Origin of the sequence: Marinitoga sp. 1197 (assembly GCF_001021165.1) — a bacterium.
Classification (GTDB): Bacteria; Thermotogota; Thermotogae; order Petrotogales; family Petrotogaceae; genus Marinitoga.
Map to the genome: position 1 here is coordinate 17,693 of NZ_AZAY01000013.1, position 19,254 is coordinate 36,946.

Annotated in this window: 12 protein-coding genes; 6 read left to right on the forward strand and 6 right to left on the reverse strand. The window is 27.5% G+C overall.

Features of this window, described 5'->3' with window-relative positions:
- Positions 1 to 15: 15 nt before the first annotated feature.
- Both X275_RS04055 and X275_RS04060 read right to left on the reverse strand, forming a co-directional pair.
- Positions 16 to 1,494, reverse strand: a complete 1,479-nt coding sequence (locus X275_RS04055) for a carboxypeptidase M32 (RefSeq protein ID WP_197072592.1) — start codon at positions 1,492 to 1,494, stop codon at positions 16 to 18.
- A 32-nt stretch (positions 1,495 to 1,526) separates the two neighbouring features.
- A complete protein-coding gene (locus X275_RS04060) occupies positions 1,527 to 2,516 on the reverse strand; it encodes a LacI family DNA-binding transcriptional regulator (protein WP_047267659.1) in 990 nt (329 codons plus the stop codon).
- Between the two features lie 290 nt (positions 2,517 to 2,806).
- On the opposite strand from X275_RS04060, the gene glmM reads away from it, so the two are divergent.
- Complete coding sequence (glmM, locus tag X275_RS04065; RefSeq protein ID WP_231588285.1) at positions 2,807 to 4,132, forward strand: phosphoglucosamine mutase; 1,326 nt, start codon at positions 2,807 to 2,809, stop codon at positions 4,130 to 4,132.
- A 64-nt stretch (positions 4,133 to 4,196) separates the two neighbouring features.
- Here the strand turns inward: glmM and X275_RS04070 are convergent, their stop codons facing one another.
- Together X275_RS04070 and X275_RS04075 are read right to left on the reverse strand one after the other, a co-directional pair.
- Positions 4,197 to 4,556 (reverse strand): response regulator, encoded by a 360-nt coding sequence (locus X275_RS04070; protein ID WP_047267661.1) that lies wholly within the window; start codon positions 4,554 to 4,556, stop codon positions 4,197 to 4,199.
- On the reverse strand, positions 4,556 to 7,063 hold the full coding sequence (locus X275_RS04075) for an ATP-binding protein (RefSeq protein WP_047267662.1): 2,508 nt from the start codon (positions 7,061 to 7,063) through the stop codon (positions 4,556 to 4,558). The genes X275_RS04070 and X275_RS04075 overlap by 1 nt, the downstream gene beginning before the upstream one ends.
- Before the next feature lie 186 nt (positions 7,064 to 7,249).
- Between X275_RS04075 and X275_RS04080 the strand changes: the two genes are divergently transcribed.
- The gene (locus X275_RS04080) at positions 7,250 to 10,753 is read left to right on the forward strand and encodes a hypothetical protein (RefSeq protein WP_047267663.1); all 3,504 of its coding nucleotides are present in this window, start codon (positions 7,250 to 7,252) and stop codon (positions 10,751 to 10,753) included.
- 1 nt (position 10,754) lies between these two features.
- Entirely contained in the window at positions 10,755 to 11,996 is a 1,242-nt protein-coding gene (locus X275_RS04085) for a hypothetical protein (RefSeq protein WP_047267664.1), read from the forward strand.
- A gap of 21 nt (positions 11,997 to 12,017) precedes the next feature.
- On the opposite strand, the gene X275_RS04090 is transcribed toward X275_RS04085, so the two are convergent.
- On the reverse strand, positions 12,018 to 12,626 hold the full coding sequence (locus X275_RS04090; RefSeq protein WP_047267665.1) for an NUDIX hydrolase: 609 nt from the start codon (positions 12,624 to 12,626) through the stop codon (positions 12,018 to 12,020).
- 75 nt (positions 12,627 to 12,701) lie between these two features.
- Complete coding sequence (locus tag X275_RS04095; protein WP_047267666.1) at positions 12,702 to 13,982, reverse strand: Glu/Leu/Phe/Val family dehydrogenase; 1,281 nt, start codon at positions 13,980 to 13,982, stop codon at positions 12,702 to 12,704.
- A 331-nt stretch (positions 13,983 to 14,313) separates the two neighbouring features.
- On the opposite strand from X275_RS04095, the gene ackA reads away from it, so the two are divergent.
- From ackA to X275_RS04110, 3 genes are all read left to right on the forward strand, one after another.
- Positions 14,314 to 15,534, forward strand: coding sequence for an acetate kinase (ackA, locus tag X275_RS04100; RefSeq protein ID WP_047267667.1), 1,221 nt, complete (start codon positions 14,314 to 14,316; stop codon positions 15,532 to 15,534).
- A 218-nt stretch (positions 15,535 to 15,752) separates the two neighbouring features.
- The gene (locus X275_RS04105) at positions 15,753 to 16,418 is read left to right on the forward strand and encodes an ABC transporter ATP-binding protein (protein ID WP_047267668.1); all 666 of its coding nucleotides are present in this window, start codon (positions 15,753 to 15,755) and stop codon (positions 16,416 to 16,418) included.
- 14 nt (positions 16,419 to 16,432) lie between these two features.
- Complete coding sequence (locus X275_RS04110) at positions 16,433 to 19,186, forward strand: ABC transporter permease (protein WP_047267669.1); 2,754 nt, start codon at positions 16,433 to 16,435, stop codon at positions 19,184 to 19,186.
- The last annotated feature ends 68 nt before the right edge of the window (positions 19,187 to 19,254 follow it).

The following is a 19,254-nucleotide window of genomic DNA, read 5'->3' on the forward strand; positions in this document are numbered from 1 at the left end:
TCTTATAAATAAATCTTATAATTCATACACCATATTATATTTATTTTCAATATAATTTATAAAATATTCCGGATTAAGCGATTCACCAGTTACTATTTTAACTAATTCGACAGGTTCATATATTTTTCCTTTTGAATGTATATTTTCTCTTAACCATATTAATGCAGGATGTAAATTGCCATGTGATATTTTGGTATTGAGATCTGGAATATCTTTTTTCATTTTATAATAAAATTGTGCAGAATACAGATTTCCCAGCATATAAGATGGGAAATATCCAAATGATCCATGAGCCCAATGAACATCCTGTAATACGCCTTCACTATCGTTTTCTGGAATAATACCAAGATATTCTTTCATTTTTTTGTTCCAGATTTCAGGTAAATCTTTAACTTCTATATTATCATTAATCAAAGCCTCTTCAATTTCAAATCTCAGCATTATATGCAGATTATAAGTCACTTCATCTGCTTCTGTTCTAATAAAAGACCTTTCTACTAAGTTTACTGCTTTAAATATATCTTCAGGTGTATATTCCTTAAATTCCGGAAAAATTTCTATTAAATCATTATAAAAATATTTCCAGAATTCAAGGCTTCTTCCTATAATGTTTTCCCAGAATCTGGATTGGCTTTCATGAATAGCCATTGAAGCACCATCGCCAATTGGAAGACCATAAAATTCTTCAGGTATTCCCTGTTCGTATAATGCGTGCCCACCTTCATGTATAGTGCTATATAATGAATCATTTAAATCATTTTCATTGTATCGAGTTGTAATTCTTACATCGTTAAAGCCTATAGTTGTTGTAAATGGATGCATTGAAATATCCATTCTTCCAGCATCAAAATCATATTTCATAAGTTTTAAAGCTTTTAATGACAATTCTTTTTGTTTTTCTACAGGGAAATATCCTTTCATAATAGATGTAGGTTTTTTCCCATTATCCAATTTTTTTAAATAGTCAACCAAAAAATTTTTTAAGGGATTAATAATTTTTTTTAATTCGGCTGTTGTTAATCCTGGTTCATATAAATCAAGCAAGGCATCATATCTATTTTCTTTATAGTTTAAATAATCAGCCATTTTTTTGGTTAATTCTACAACTTTTTCAAGATGAGGTTTGAATATGTTGAAATCATTTTTGTTTTTAGCTTCTTCCCATGAGGATTGCGCTTTAGCTGTTTCTATATTAAACTCTTTAAATAGTTCAGGCGGTATTTTTTTAAATTTTTCGTATTCTTTTTTTCCAACTTTTATAATAGCTTTTTCAATTTCATTCAAATTTTCTTTTTCAGCTTCTTTAATTAATTCTCCAATTTCATCAGAAACAGATAATTCAAAAGCTTTTGTTGAAATTTCACCTATTACGTCGGCTCTTTTATCTGCAGCTTTTTTGGGCATATGAGTTTCAAAATCCCACTGTAATAATGCCGCTGCGGTGTTATATTTTGATATAAGTAGATATCTGTTTTTTAATTTTTCAATTGACATAACAATTCCTCCTTATTTTAGAATTTTAAAAGTTAAGCTGATTGTCTTATAATAAGTTTAGGTTCAATAAATTTTCTAACCTTAAAACTTTTTTCCATCAATTCTATTAATTTTTTAATTCCTATCTTTGCTAATTTATCTATAGGTTGTTCTATTGTTGTTAATCTAGGTTTAAAATATGTACCAATTTGAATATTATCAAACCCAATAACTGCAAGATCTTTTGGTACATTAATATGCAACTCATTGAGTGCTTCTATGACACCCAAAGCCATTAAATCAGTTTGTGCAAAAATAGCATCTACCTTTTTTAATAATGGTTTATTTTTTTTGATAGTTTTTTTTGCAGATTCAAAGGTTACGTCAATATCCAGAATATATTCATTTTTTATATCAAAATCTTTTAAAGCTTTTTTATAACCATTAGTTCTTTCGATAAATTCGTGATTTATACTTAATCCGGATAAGGTTAAAATATCTTTGTAACCCTTTTCTATTAAATACTTTGTTGCAATATAACCACCTTTCTGTTGATCTGTTCTAACAAAGTTAATATCTTTGTTAATGTAATTTTCTGAAAGATAATGTAAAAATATATAAGGTATATTTTTTTCAAGTATAAATTCAACATCTTCTTTAGATATGTCAGGATTCATAAGCAATAATCCATCAACACTTCTACTTTGAATCATTTTCTTTATATAATTTTTTTCAATTTCATATTCAATTCTAACATGATATCCTCTTAATTGGGCCTCTTTGATTAACTTTCCTAAAAAATTAGCAAAAAATATTTCGCCTCTCATATCATCAAAAAATTGAGGTATAATTACTCCTATTGTATTTGTCTTTTTTTTATTTAAACTTCGAGCGGCTTCATTAAATTCAAAACCTAATTCTTCGGCTATTTTCTTAATCTTTTCTTTTGTTTTTTTTGATATATTAGGATAATCGTTTAAACTTCTTGAGACCGTTGATGGATTAACCCCAGCAATTTTTGCAATATCTTTTATTGTTACCATATTTCTCACCCCTCTATGTTATAATAATACTACAACTTTTAATTTATGTCAATTTGAGTTATAATAGTATTAAATAGAATGTCTAAAAAGTCAAATTCACTCAGACAGCGATTATCCTTAAAATTATTCATTCTCAGCCGTCGCTCAAACAATACATCGTGTATTGTTTCGCTCAAAATCACATCCGTGTAATTTTGACGGCTTACATTCATAATTTTAAGGGCAATCTTCGAGTCTTCGTTTTATTTGAGACTTTTTAGACGGTCTAAGTATTAAAGAAAAACATGGAGGTGTTAAAGTTGAAAAGGCTTTTTGGTACCGATGGTATTAGAGGACTTGTGAATGAAGAATTAACTGTTGATTTGGTATATAAAATAGGTAATGCTTTAGGAAGAATGTATGCAGGGAAATATGAAAAGCTGTTAATAGCAAGAGATACAAGGAATTCTGGCGAAATGATTGAAGCAGCATTATCTGCTGGGGCATTATCTGCAGGACTTGATGTTGAATTTTGTGGAATAATAACAACACCAGCGTTAGCCTATTTAACTAAAAGTGAAAAAACTCTTGGAGTTATGATATCGGCTTCACATAATCCATCTAATTATAATGGAATAAAAGTTTTAGCAGAAGGATTTAAAATTTCAGATGATGATGAAATAGATATAGAAAATTTAATTTTAGAAAAACAACCTGAATATGTTCCATATGGAGAAATTGGCAAAATGAATTCTTCTCATTTAAAGGATAAATATATAGGATATATACTATCCTCTTACGATATGGATAATGTTCCGTATAAAATAGCAATAGATGTAGGAAATGGCGCTACAGGAGCATTAATTGATAAAATTTTCGGGGCTTTTGATTTAAATTATGATGTGTATTTTAATAGCCCTGATGGATTAAATATAAATGAAAAATGCGGGTCTACACATCCAGAAGTTTTATCGAATATAATTAAAAATGATGGTTATGATTTAGGGATACTTTTTGATGGAGATGGAGATAGATGCTTATTTATAGATAAAAATGGAAATTTGATTGATGGGGATAAATTAATGGCTATTAATGCATTGAAATTAAAAGAACAAAATAGATTAAATAATGATCTTGTTATTGTAACTATTATGAGTAATCTCGGTCTGGAAAAATTTTTGGAAAAGCATAATATTAATCTTGTTAGAACTGCTGTGGGAGATAAATATGTATTAGAAAAAATGCTGGAGTCAGATGCGGAATTGGGTGGAGAACAATCAGGGCATATTATATTTCTTGATAAAGCAACAACTGGAGACGGTATTATAACAGCCTTGGAAACGTTGGAAACATTAACTTTTTTTGGTAAAAATATAAATGAATTAATAAATGAAATTCCGCAGTATCCTCAGTTATTAAAAAATATTTCTGTGAAGGATAAAAAGTCTGTTATGGAAAGTAAAAAATTAAAGGAGAAAATTAAAGAATATACATCTCTTCCTGATTTTAGATTAGTCGTAAGGCCATCAGGGACAGAACATAAAGTTAGAATAATGGCAGAAGGGAAAGATGAAGGTCTGGTATATTCGGTTGTAAATGAATTGTATGAAATTATAGAAGAAATAGATAAATATTAAAAACAAGCAGGCAATATCCTGCTTGTTTTTTTATAAAGCATTATTGTACAGGTCAATATGAACTTTATTTATTTAATACTTTTAGTATGGACTCAATGACTTTCTCCTTATCAAAAGGTTTTACTATATAATATGAAGCACCTTTTTCAATAGCTTCAAGGACTCGCATTTTATGTCCTAAAGCTGTAACCATTATAATTTTAGCATTGGGATCATATTTTATTATTTCAGATAAAGCTTTGATTCCATCCATTACAGGCATTGAAATATCCATAGTTACAATATCTGGTTTGTGTTTTTTATATACAGAAATAGCTTCTTTCCCATCAGAAGCTTCAATAATATTAAAATTCAATGGTTTTAATATTAATTTAAGCTGATTTCTAATAAATGGAGCATCGTCAACTATCAAAATTTTAGTCATTATATCACTTCCGGGATTATAATATGGAATGAAGTACCTTTATTGTATTCGCTTTTAACATAAATTTTCCCTCCGAGTTTTTCTACCTCTTTTTTTACAATTGATAAACCAATACCTCTGCCAGAAATCTCTGTTGTTTTTTCTGAAGTAGTTAAAAATTCCATAAAAATAAGATTCAATAGATCTTCTTTATTGTTATATTTAATATTTTTGGATTTTGCAATAACTTTTAATTTATCTAAATCTATACCTGCTCCGTCGTCTTTTATAATTATATTTATATTATTATTTTCTTTATATAAATGTATTTCAATATTGCCAAAATCATCTTTTCCTTTTTCAATACGCATTTCAGGAGTTTCGATTCCATGAGATATGATATTTCTAAAAATATTAATCAAGGATTTTATCAAAGAAAAATATTTTTCTGGATCAACCAGTATTATATCCCTTTCAATTAATTTTGGTTCATTAATAGTTTTTCCTTCTTTTTTAGCCAGTTCTTTTGTGTATAGGAGATACGGTTTGATCAATTGAGATAAATTTTTATATCTCAATTCTTCGATTTCTTTTATAATGTGATGATTTTTATCAAAATGTTGTTTTAACTCTTTTTCAATTTCAAGTATTTTTATTTTAGGTATTTTTAAAATATCTTCATCAATTTTATGTCCTAATTCTTTTTGAATATTTGAAATTTCTGTATTTAATAGTTTTTCCAGCTTTTTAATAGCATCTTTTTGCAAAGTATTATTTAAAATTTTACTTTCAATTTCATGAAGTTGATGGGCGATATTTTTTAAATAAAATTGAGAGAAAATACCTTTATAATTGTGAATTTCACCAAAAAAAGTTTTATAGTGTTTTATATCCATGTTTAATAGTGATTTGATTAATTTTTTAATTCCAGTTATATTTAATACGAAAGTATCATAATTTTTAATTATTTCTACTATTTTAGCCAGATTTTCTTTTTCCTCATTGATTTTTAATTGTAAATTCTTTTCAGTTGTGATATCTTTGAGCTTTACCATGATTATTTCTTCATGATCTATGAATTTGAAGAAAACTTCATAATATCCATTATTTATTTTTAATTCTGAAGGTAAAAAAGATAGATAAACCTCTTTCTTAAATTTATCTTTTTCATTAAAAACATCGTCAAATACTCTTTTTACAAAATCTTTATCTTTTGTGTCAAATAATAAATCTATAGCATTTATACCTTCAATATTTCTTGCAAAAATTCTGATACACTCTTTGCTATATTCATTTTTTACAATGAAGTTTTTGTCAAAACTGAAAAAACCTTCTCCTGAATTATCAAGTAAAATTTTTATATCTTTTGTTCTTTTTGATATGATCTCTTCGAGATCTTTGTTCCAACTTTCTAATATTTTATTTTTTACAGACAATTCTAAATTTAACTCTTTTATGTTTTTTAAAATGAGTAAAATCATTGAATTTATCAAGAAAAATATTGACCATTGAATAAGAGGCCTTTGCCACTTAATTATTCTTAAATCACCCATTATTTCATATATAGCAAAAAAAGAAACCAATATTATAGCTCCAGAAAAAATGTAAGCTTTAAAATCTTTAAGTTTATAACCGATATATATATTGTATATCATTATAATAATATCCAATAACATTGCAAAATATAATATAGTTGAAAAATCAACATAATAATTATACTCAAAGCCATTTGCAATCTGTATTATGCTGATAGTAGAAAAATAAATTATATGAAAATATAATAAAATTTTTATAATTTTTTTTGTAGAATAGTCAAATATATTATAAAAAAAACCCATTAAACCTATTGGAGAAAGATATTTTCCAACATCCATCATGTATGCCCAGAATATGTAATTTGAAAAAAAGTATTTAAATGTCTGAGTTTGACCAGAAATAAATATTCCAATACCCGAAGAAAAAATTCCTAGATAAATTAGGGCTTTTCTTATTTCTGAAGACCTTTGAAAAATAAGAAAATATAGATATAAAATAAATGAAATTATCAAAATAAAAAAACTAAAAACAACCAATAGTATTTTATCTAATTCCACAAAAATCTGATGTCTTAATAATTCTATTTCATTTCCAAGCAAAAATTCTCCAAAAAAACCAACATCTCTTCTTTTTGAAGATACTTTTATGATTAAATATTTATTCTGAAAATCTTCAGGTATTTTAAAAATACTTTTTGGGCTAAAAAAACTTTTTGCAAATGTGTTATATATAAGTGTATCTTCCACTTTCATACTGGAATTATCAAATATGCCTGTTAAATATATTGCAGGTGTATCTAGTTTTACATCTGGTAGTTTATATCTTAAATAGAGCATTTTATTTTTATTTTCTATTGGAACACCAGGAGTTTTATATTCATGCCACGCGCTTTCATCCTCCCATCTATACTCCCATCCATTATATAATTTTACATATGAAAAAGCTGATATATATAATATTATAAAAAATAATATAAGCATTTTATTTTTCATAGTAGCATCACCTCAAATATAATTATAACATATAGATTTAATTTTTTTAACTTTTTATGGTATAATTGTAATGAATATAAAAGTTTAATTATTATTAACTTTAGAACAAAAATGCTATTATATTCGTCTAAATATTTTAATGAAAATATATTGAAAAAAATTATTATAAAAAGTTGAGGTGGGATTATGAAGAAAATTATTATTATTGGTTTGGTAGTTATTCTGCTTTTATCGTTATCTTCATGTGTTAAAAGTATAAGGGTTAAAGCAAAACCGAAAATAGGAGTTCCCGTAGCAGCTACAAGCATTACATTAAATGACTTTATCAAAGATGAAGATATAACAAAAATATTATCAGGTGCTATAGTTAGTCCTAATGATGATGGTGTAAAAACCATAAAATATGCAACGGGATTAAATGTTGATATGAGTCAGTCTTTTGAAAAAATTGATGCATTTAGTACTTCAATAACACAGAAAATTTCTGTACCGGAAATAGGGGATATTTCTCCTGTTGAAATCAATGTTCCAAATATTGATTCTTTAAATGGTATAGATGTAGATGTTCCAGATTTTGATTTTACTCCACAAAATATAGATGTAAATGTTCCAGATTTAAATCCTGCAGCTTCGAATCCAGATATAACAGTTGGGGAAATTGATGTGAATGATGCTGGTGTTCAATTGCCAAATATTTCATTATCAATCCCTGTTCATGGCAGTACTAATGATGGTACCTCAACATCAGACAAAATAAGTTCTAATGGTTCATTTTCAAAACTTGTTTTTTCAACAGGAAGTTTAACTTTAGATGTAACAAATAATGATGATTCTGCAAGTGTTAAGGTTGATGGAATTATAACAAATCCAGATAATTCTGTAATAACAAGTGATACATTATCATTATCTACTAATGACTCTGGGGAATTAACCTTTAATCTTTCAAATAATTCTATTTCAGATGGTGCAACTATTACGCTAAGAGCTACTATAACCTCAGGTAGTGGAAATAACGGAACCCTTACAGCTGATAATTTAAGCTTTTCTGCTGGTACAAAAATAAAAGCAGCAGAGGGCATTGAGTTTTCTGCAACAAAAAATATTTCTCAAACTATTGATCCAAATATGGGAACAACGTCATTCTCTACAATTACAATTGATGGGATTTTTAACATTAATATAGAATTACCTGCTGAATGGCAAAATGTAAAAACAGAATTTGAAGCTACTGTATTATATAAATATGATACAACAAAAAGCATCGAATTAACCCATGGAATATTTAACGCAAGTTCCAAATTAACATTTCAGGATAAATCTCTTCCACCAAATGGATCATTTGAATTTACTATTGATTCTACATTTACAAACAATGATAATGAAAAATCAAATATTGATTTCACAAAATCTCCTAATATTACCATCACTCCAGAAATTACTGTAAAAAAAATAAAAGGAGTCGTTGTTAACAATACACAAAATATCAATTTACCTGATGATATTGAAATCGTATCTCTTTCTGGAGGAAATATTTCTTTAAACATAACAGATACAATCGTCAGTTCAATTGTTGCAAAAATGGTATACAATGATGGTACATCAGATAATGAAAAACAATTTGAATTAAATAACAATGGCGCTATATTAAATATGGATAATTTAGTTCTTACTGGAAAAGAAACAAAAGATGCAACAATAATTGTTGAAAAGCTGGATTTAGATTTTGGAGAAATCGGGTTAAATACAAATACATTAACTGCTAATATTTCTCTAGAAAAACCCGCTATAACAAGTGTGACCTTAAATAAATCCATAAAACAAAGAATAGATTTACCTAACGATATTAAAAGTGTTAAATTCAAAACAGGAGCTCTTAATGCTGCGCTGAATACAGGGAGTTTTACAAGTATTACAGGTGTTTTAGAAACTAAAAATGAGGATATTAATCTTTTAACATCTGCAGGAAAAATAACCGTAGATTTAAGCAATAAGATATTAACAGGAACAGATGATGCTACATTAAATATTACTCAAATGACTATAGATTTTTCATCAAATCCGTTAGATTTTGGAAACATTTTATCTGTTTCACCAACACTTGATAATCTATCTATATCAGAAGCAACTATTACATCAAATATTACACAAGATATAAATCTTCCTTCAAATATTAAAAAAGTAATATTTGGTGATGGAGATATTGAAATTACTCTTGATAATGCAAAATTCACAAGTATTAGTGGAACTCTAACATATGATACAACTAATACTTCTATGAATGTTTCACCAGAAGGCTCAGCTTTAATTGATTTAATAAACTTAGAATTAGGAGAACCTTCTGCAACAATATCTATTGACAAAATAGGAATATCATCAAGTGATGGCATAGCATTGGGAACAACATTAACTGCAAATATTGAGTTAAAAAATCCAAAAATACGCTATGCTAAAATTCAAACAGATGAAAATTTAAATACTAACAATACTCAAACAATTGAATTCCCTTCTGAGGCAAAGGATTTATTGAATTCCATAACTTTTACAGGAACTTCCGCTATTAATATTGAATGGAATAATGAATTACCTGTAGGTATAAACGTCTCTATAAAAATTCCAGAATTTGATATTGATGATACTTTTGTAATGGAAAATAGCAATACTCATGAAGTTTCATTAACCGATAAAACAATAGATTTAGACAAGCCTTTAAATTTTGAGTTTGAAGCATCACCTGCAAATTATGATGATACTAATAATATTGTTACTATAAACATATCTGATCCGACTAACTATTTAACTTTGGGTAGTACTTATACATTATCAGCAACTATTAATCTTGATTATAAACTTGATGCATCTGTGAAACCAATAAGCAAGGATATTATACCTGAATCAGATCCTTTGAACTTTGAAATACCTATTTCTAAAGATACAACACTAACCTTAAATGATATTGATATTAATGGTTTTGATGCAAAAATTATAGGAACTATACCTGATAGTTTAGTGAATGAAAATAATTATATTACATTAATTGCAACCTATACTGTTAATAATACTATAGAAACCACAACAACAGATGTAGTATTTGATGAGACCTCAATAAACAAAGATATTACAGAATTTTTAAAAACTGTGTTTAAAGGCGAAAATGTATATATGGCAATAAAATCAAGTGATCTCAATGTATCTTTAGAGGATTTAAGCAATTTTGTATTTGATTTCAATATAGAGCTTACAATACCTCTTTCATTTACATCTACAAAAGATATTAATTTAGTAACAATAAATGGAGAAAAAGACATTTTAGGAAGAAAACCTGGAGAAAATAAATCTGAAATACCTATAGAGCCTTTAATAGGGGGAAATGGAAAATTGATTTTGCATCTCAATTATAATAATACAACAGGATTAACACCAGGGTTAAAACTAATTGGTAAAAATGAAAATAATCAAGAATTATATGAAAAAATCATACAATTAAAATCAGGAGAAAATAGCATATCCATTGAATTTACAAAAACAGATATTGATAAAATTTTAAATAATAATCCTTATTATATTGATTTTACAGGTTATATTCCCGCAAACAAATTACAGCAATTTATGGATAGTGGAATTTTAGATATAAATGCCTGGGTAGAAGTTCAAACAGATGTAAATGCTGATTTATTAAAAGGTGGTGAATAATATGAAAAAATTACTTATTTTTACAATTATTATTCTCAGTGTATTATCTTTCGCAAACCCGAATATCAATAAACCATGGAATTATTCTTTTAATCCAGCATTGGTTGATTATGGTACGAGAAACCTTATAGATATTGGGGTATCTGGTGACGTTAATTTTATTCAGCCATTTATTAATTTTGGAGATTTGTTCAAGGATGAAATTATTATTGATTTTAATGATATTTATGATAATTTGAATGAAGAACCATTACCAATAAATTTAAATGCAGATGCTTCAGCTTTTGGGAAGATACATTTATGGTTTTTATCTTATGCAAAAATCTTTGATTTGAAAACAAATACTAAAGTTGCTTTGCCAAATGATTTAATGAAATTATTGTCATATGGAAATGTCGAAAATGGAGAAATTGTTGATTTAAATGGAGAAGGAATATTAAATTCAAATATTATATTTACTGATACAAATTATTTATCCATTGTTAGCAAAAATTCTATTTTTGGTTTATCATTTTCCAATTTTTTACCCATTGCTATTATAAAAAGTAATGTTGATTTTAATCAAACTTCAAATATTGAAGATGCTACTTTAAAGATAAACTATAATATAAATGGTGATGTTTACAGTTCTTTAAAATCCTTGGAATCTTTAATCTCTGATAATTATTATGGACCAAAAATTGATGAAGATATTTCAAACACTCTTGGGGAAAATTCAGGATTAAAGATGAGTTTCGGTTATATAAATAAATATAACAAATGGGGAATATCTATAAATGATATCGTTATAAAAAATGCAGAAATGAAATATACATATACCTTAAGTGCCACTGGTAATATATTAGTTGACAATATGAATGTTGAAACTAATCAAGGAACACCAACATTAGAAATGGTTGATGAATTATCTTCTAAGGTTTTTCCTGATGTTTCTTTAGATTTACCTATGAATATTTCTTTCTTTTATACATTTAATATGATTTTTGATATAACTCCACATTTGCAATATTATTTTGGTAAAGGTTTAGATTGGGGAATTAATTTTGATGGTAACTTATTATTTATCCCATTTTGGTTAGATATAAGTAATAAGATTGATTATTGGTCACTAAATACCGGTTTTGGAATCAACTTGCATATATTGGATTTAAGTGTTTCTGTTAAAAGTAATACAGCAGATTTTGGAGATGTTTTTGATTTTAATAATTTATCTTTTGAATTGAATGTAGCAGCTGGTATATAACTGGTATATAAAAAGCTCCCGTTAAGGGAGCTTTTTTATGAAATTATAAATAATTTTTGCTGTTAATCCCCATATGATTTTATCTTTATATATATAAAAATAGGTTTTATAAAAACCCTTTCTCCAATTATAATTTTTTCCGTTCGGAATTAAATGATAGGGATAATTTTCAGGAGGAACCATTTTTACATCAACTTTATATTTTAAAGGAGAATAATTTATAAAAAAATCCAATGGGACAAAGAAAATTTCAGAAACTTCATCATAATTAAGTTTTAGATCGGAGTTTTTAAAATCTTTAATATATACTAAAAATGGATAAATGATAAAATTAAATGGTGTTGAAAAATAATTTAACTGGGCGATTTTTTCAACTTTTTCATGTGTGATTCCAACCTCTTCTTCTAATTCTCTAATTCCTGCACTATAGAGAGCTTCATTTTTTTCAACTGCTCCACCAGGTAAACTAACTTCTCCGGGCTGACTTAATTTATCTGATCTTATTTCAAATAGAATGTGAAGTTTATTATTTATTTTAAGCAATGGAACCATTACAGAAAAAATTTTCAAATCCTCTGTGAAGTGTGCATTTTCTCCCCTAAATAAAATTTTAATATCGTTTATATCCATGATATTCCTCCAGAAAATAATATTTATTATATATTATATCATAATAATAAAAAATGCCCCTTTTGGGGCATTTAATCATGGATATATTCCTCTTAATCTTGTAGCAGTTGCAACTCTTTCAATTGCAATAACATATGCTGCAGATCTCATATCTGTTTTATATTTTTCCATAGTTTTAATAGTTGACCAGAAAGCATCTTTCATTTTTCTGTGTAATGCATTTCTAACATCTTCTAATTCCCAGAAGTAATATTGTAAGCCTTGTACCCATTCAAAATAAGATACTGTAACTCCGCCTGAGTTTGCAAGGAAATCAGGAACAATTAAAACACCTTTTTCATTTAATATTTCATCAGCTTCAGGAGTAATAGGACCATTAGCACCCTCAACTATTAATTTAGCTCTAACATCCTTAGCATTCTTTTCTGTTATAACGTTTTCAATAGCAGCTGGAATTAAAATATCAACATCTAAAGTTAATAATTCATCATTTGTAATTTTTTTGAAATTAACTTCTCCATCGTAATCGTTTAATCTGGTTTTTCTTGCAGAGATATAATCCATAATATCTCTTATTTCATCTGGTGTGAATCCATCTTCTTTATAAACGCCTGTTGAACTATCACTGAATGCTACAACCTTCATACCTAATTCTTCTGCTGTCAATAATGCAGCATAAGTACCAACATTACCAAAACCATGGACAGCAACTGTTAATTGCTCATTTTGTTTTGTAAATACACCTTTGTCTCTTAAGTAGTTAGTAGCTTCTTCAACACATACTCTAACCCCTCTACCTGTAGCTTCAGTTCTTCCTTTAGAACCACCTATATCTAAAGGTTTACCTGTAACAATACCGAGTACAGAATGTCCAACATTCATTGAATAAGTATCCATATACCATGCCATTACCTGTGGGTTGGTATTTACATCTGGTGCAGGAATATCCCTATCTTCACCTATAATTACCTGTATTTCTGAGAAAAATCTTCTTGATAGTCTTTCCAATTCTCCGTCAGATAATTCTTTTGGATTTACTGTAACTCCACCTTTACCTCCACCATATGGGATATCAACAACAGCAGATTTCCAAGTCATCCAGAAAGCTAAAGCTCTAACTTCGTCTAAAGTTACATCCTGATGATATCTAATTCCACCTTTAGCAGGTCCTCTAGCAATATTGTGTTGAACTCTGTGTCCAGTGAATACCCTTATTGAACCATCATCCATTTTTACAGGAAAATTAACTGTTAGTTCTCTTTTTGGTTTTGAAAGTACTGCTTGTAAATTTGGGTCTAAATCCATTACTTTACATGCTTTATCAAACTGTTTCAATGCATTTTCAAATAAGCTCATGCCAGCACCCTCCTCAGATAAAATAACTTCATTTTAATTTTAAAATTTTTTACCAAATAAAACAAGCCGTATATGAGTGATTTCCAGCCATATATGCGTATTTATTTTAGATTAGGTATAAAAATCTCTCTTGATTATATAATATGAAAAATTTTTCACGAAAAAAATTTCTTATTGATAATGGTTGTTTTTATTAACTTAATATTTAATTTTTTACTCTAATGCTTTTCATTTACTTATGAGTTAATCTAAACAAAAATAACTTGTTTTGTATTTTAAAAATTTATTTGATATAATGAATATGATAAAAATTCCAAAAGGAGGAAGGAAAATGAAAGTACTCGTTATCAACTCAGGCAGTTCTTCTATAAAATATCAATTATTGGACATGACAACAGAAAAAGATTTATCAAAAGGTTTAGTTGAAAGAATAGGTATAAATGGATCAAGAATTGTTCATAAAGTAAATGGCGAAAAACATATTTTAGAACATGAAATTCCAAATCATGAAGTAGGATTAAAACTTGTTTTAGACTTATTAACAGATGAAAAATATGGTGTATTGAAAGATTTAAAAGAAATAGATGCAGTAGGTCACAGAGTTGTCCATGGTGGGGAACGATTTGCATCTTCAGTTAAAATTACTGATGAAGTGTTAAAAACCATAGAAGCACTATCTTTCCTTGCGCCTTTACATAATCCTGCAAATATAATGGGAATTAAATCTGCAATGAAATTATTACCAGGCGTACCACAGGTTGGAGTTTTCGATACAGCATTTCATCAAAAAATGCCATCAAAAGCATATTTATATGCAATACCTTATGAATATTATGAAAAATACAAAATTAGAAGATATGGTTTTCACGGAACAAGTCATAGATATGTAGCTAAGAGAGCTTCAGATATTTTAGGAAAACCATATGATGAATTGAAAATTATAACTGTACATGTTGGTAATGGAGCTTCTGTTGCTGCTGTTAAAAATGGAGTTTCTGTAGATACATCGATGGGGTTCACTCCGCTTGAAGGATTGGTAATGGGTACAAGAAGTGGTGATATTGATCCTGCAATTGTTGAATTTTTGGAAAAAGAAGAAGGTTTATCCGCAAAAGAAGTTGTTAATATTTTAAATAAAAAGAGTGGGGTATTGGGGTTAACCAAAGGATTTAGTAGTGATATGAGGGATATTGAAGATAATGCAATTGAAGGTGATCCAGTATGTAGATTGGCATTTGATATATATGAATATAGAATTGCAAAGTATATTGGAGCATATGTTGCTGCAATGAACGGTGTTGATGCAATAGTATTTACTGCTGGTGTTGGTGAAAATTCACCTATAATGAGAGAAGAAATAATTGAAAACTATCTTGGATATTTAGGAATAGAAGTTGATAAAGAGGCAAATAAAATAAGAGGTGAAGAAAAGATTATTTCCACAAAAGATTCAAAGGTAACAGTTATGGTAGTGCCGACGAATGAGGAATTAATGATAGCCAGAGATACAAAGGAAATAATCGAAAAAGGATTGGATGAATTAAAAATATAATATAAAAAAATGAGAAGGCAAAAGCCTTCTCATTTTTTTGTTATGTTAAATTTTTTATTATAAAAGTGTTATAATTATATTAGAGAATATGTAATGTATTAGTTTATAGGCTGTCTAAAAAGTCTCAAATTCACTCAGGCAGTTTGACTACATATCATCAAATATCCGTGGTAGCGTGTAACACCGCAGATGTGCACTTATAGCAGGAGGTAAAAATTATGATAAAAACAATTAATTTAAAAAAAATTTATAAAAATGAAGGTGCAGAGGTTCATGCTTTGAAAGGAATAAATCTGGAAATTAAAAATGGTGAGATGGTTTCTATCTTAGGGCCATCTGGTTCTGGTAAATCTACACTTTTAAATTGTTTATCTGGAATAGATAAGCCAACAGAAGGAAAGGTTATTATAAACGATGTTGATATAACCTCTTTAAAGGATGATGAATTAACAACTTTTAGAGCAAAAAATATGGGATTTATATTTCAATTTTTTAATTTAATACCTGTATTAAATGCTGTGGAAAATGTTGAATTGCCTTTATTAATACTTGGTTATAATGAAAAAGAGGCCAGAGAGAAATCAGAACAAATGTTAATAGAAGTGGGATTAAAAGATAGGATGAAAAATTTTCCCAATATGTTAAGTGGTGGAGAAGCACAAAGGGTAGCAATTGCCCGAGCTCTTGTTGCGGAACCAAAGATTATATGGGCTGATGAACCAACAGGAGCTCTTGATACAAAAACAGGAATAACAATTATGAATTTAATAAAAGAATTAAATGAAAAAAATAAACAAACATTTGTTATTGTTACCCATGATCCTAGAATTACAGAATATACTCAAAGAATTCTGAAAATGGATAGTGGATGGTTATCTGAATGAAATGAGGTGATCTCATGGTTATTATATTGTTATTAATAATAGTAGTAATTTTAGTATTCTTTTTTGTAAAAGCATCTTTTAGTCCCCATATTTTGAAAATATCCTTTAGAAATATATTTAGAATAAAAAGAGAATCATTTTTAATGATTTTAGGGTCAATGATAGGTACTGCATTCATTATAGGGTCATTAGGTATGAATGATTCCTTTAAAAATTATATATATAAAAGCGTTGATTTGTATTTTGGTGAAATTGATGAAGTTATAAATTCAAAGGTTAGTATAAATTATGATGATATTAAACCATTTATAGAAAAATTAGAAAAAGAAGATTTGATAGATGGTGTTATTCCTATTTATTTTAAGTTGTTTCCTGTAACAAAAAAAGGAAATATTAGAGGGTTGAAAATTTCTGAATTATCTCAGGCAAGTATAGTTGGGATGAATTATTCTTTAATAGAAAATTTTGGAGAAAATAAAATTAAAGTCCCACCCGAATTTTTAAATTTAAAAGATACTGAAGCTATAATTACTAAAAAATTAGCTGAAAGACTTAAAGTTTCAGAAGGAGAATATATAGAAATAATTACAGGAGCATCACCGATAAATCTATTATTTCCCAGGAGTTTTAAAGTTATAAAAATTATAGATTTAAAGAGTATATTAAATTATAGGGGTTTGGATGCGAATAATGGTATAGGAACGGTGTTCGTTACGTTAAATGCAGGGAGAAAAATTTCAAGGATTCCGGAAAATCATTATTTTCAGATTTTAATTTCAAATAAAGGTGATTTTATTGAAGGAAATAAATTAACAGATAAAGTAAAAAAAATATATGAACAAATGAATATAAAAGCTGAATTTATACCGGTAAAGTCAAATCAAATAAAAGCTGTTGATCGTGGAGGGGTATCTTATATCTTTTTGGCTTTAAGTCTATTTTCAATAATTTCTGGTGGACTATTGATAACAAATATGTATTCAATGCTTATAAGTGAAAGAAAAAGAGAGCTAGGAGTATTAAGAGCGATAGGATTTAAAAGAAGAGATATACGAAATGTAATATTCTATGAAAGTATATTTTATACATTATTTTCTATACCATTAGGTATAGTGACTGGATTGTTGATTTCCAGATTAACTTTTTCAAAAGTAACCTCGTTATTTAAGGAATTATCATCTTTTGAAAATATAATAGGAGAAATTCCTTTAATTAATGCATACTATATATCTTTAAACTCTATATTAATTGGAGTTGTAGTGGGAGTATTTCTTCCTTTGACAATAACATTCTGGTATTCATATTCAATAGGTAAATTGAATATCGTAAATGCTATTAAAGATTTAGAAGAAAAAAAGAAAAAGGGTAAATTTGGAAAATATAAGATAGTTATTGAAAATATATTATCTATTTTAATATTTTTAATTTCCTTAGTATTAAAAATAGATAGTTTTATTATGTTGGGAATAAAAAGTTTTTTAATACTTCTTTCTGCGATTATGATTGTCACATTTAACTTAAAATTTATAGAAATATTTTTATTGAAATTAATAAAATTGAAAGGAAAATTTGTGCCCATATTGAAAATAGCTTTTTCATATCCTATGAGGAATAGAAAAAGAACAGGAGCAATTATTACTTTATATAGTATGGTTATATTTATAATAGTAGTTTTAACGATACTTCCATACATCCAACAAAAGCATTTAAAGAGTTCTAGAGATTCTTTGTTTGCAGGATTTGACGGAGTTGTTGTTGAAATGCCTACAACACTTTTGCCTATTAAAATATCAAAGAAAGATTTAAAAAGTATAAAAGGTATTAAAGATGTTGGAGAATTTTACTTTATAGTAGTCCATGAAAACAATAATGATTATGGAATAGTATTTGGTTCAAAAGAATTTTTTACAAAAAATAAGATAAAAATAAAAAAAAGTATATTTGAAGGGCTTTCAGAAGATGAAATATGGTTAGAAATTTATAATAATCCAGATTATGCTATAATGCCTGAAAGATTAACTGATCCAAAATATGGTTACAATTTTGAACTTGGTAAGACTTATACTGCATATATACCAGCTCAAACATTTGGCCCTAATAAAAGTGAAACATTAAATTCATCAGAAAGCACTATAACCTATAAAATAGTAGCAATAACTTCAAAAATAAGTGAAACACTTGCAATGGGACCTGTAATAAGTTTAAAGAACCCAGAGTTGGAAAAGTATAAAAAAAATGCAGTTCATGGTTTCTTTTTTTCAATTTATCCTGAATATAAATTGCAGGTAGAGGAATATCTTAAAAAGAAAAATCAGTTTTACATTTTTGTAGACGATTTACTTAATTTAGGATTAAAAGCATCTCAAGGAATGGTTAGTATATTTAATTCATTTTTATATTTTGGACTTATGATAGGAATTATTGGAATTGCAATTACAATGATGAAAGCTGTCAATGAAAGAAGAAGAGTTATAGGAATGCTAAAGGCAATAGGCTTTACAAAAAATATGGTATTTTTATCTTTTTTTATAGAATCATCTATTATTATAATTCTCGGGCTTATTATTGGAAATTCAGCAGGAATTTTTACAAGTTATTTGATTTTTCAAAAGTTATTTGAAGATAGTGGAGCAACTTTTCAAATTCCTTATTTAAAATTATTTATAACTTCGCTATCTTTTTACATGATTTCAGTCTTATTTATATATTTACCATCAAAATCAGCATCAAAGCTTTCTCCAAATGAAGCCATGAGAGCTTTGGATTAAAAAAAGGGGCAAAAGCCCCTTTCAGACTGTCGACAAAGTCCAAGTAATCCTGGTATAATAAAAATAGG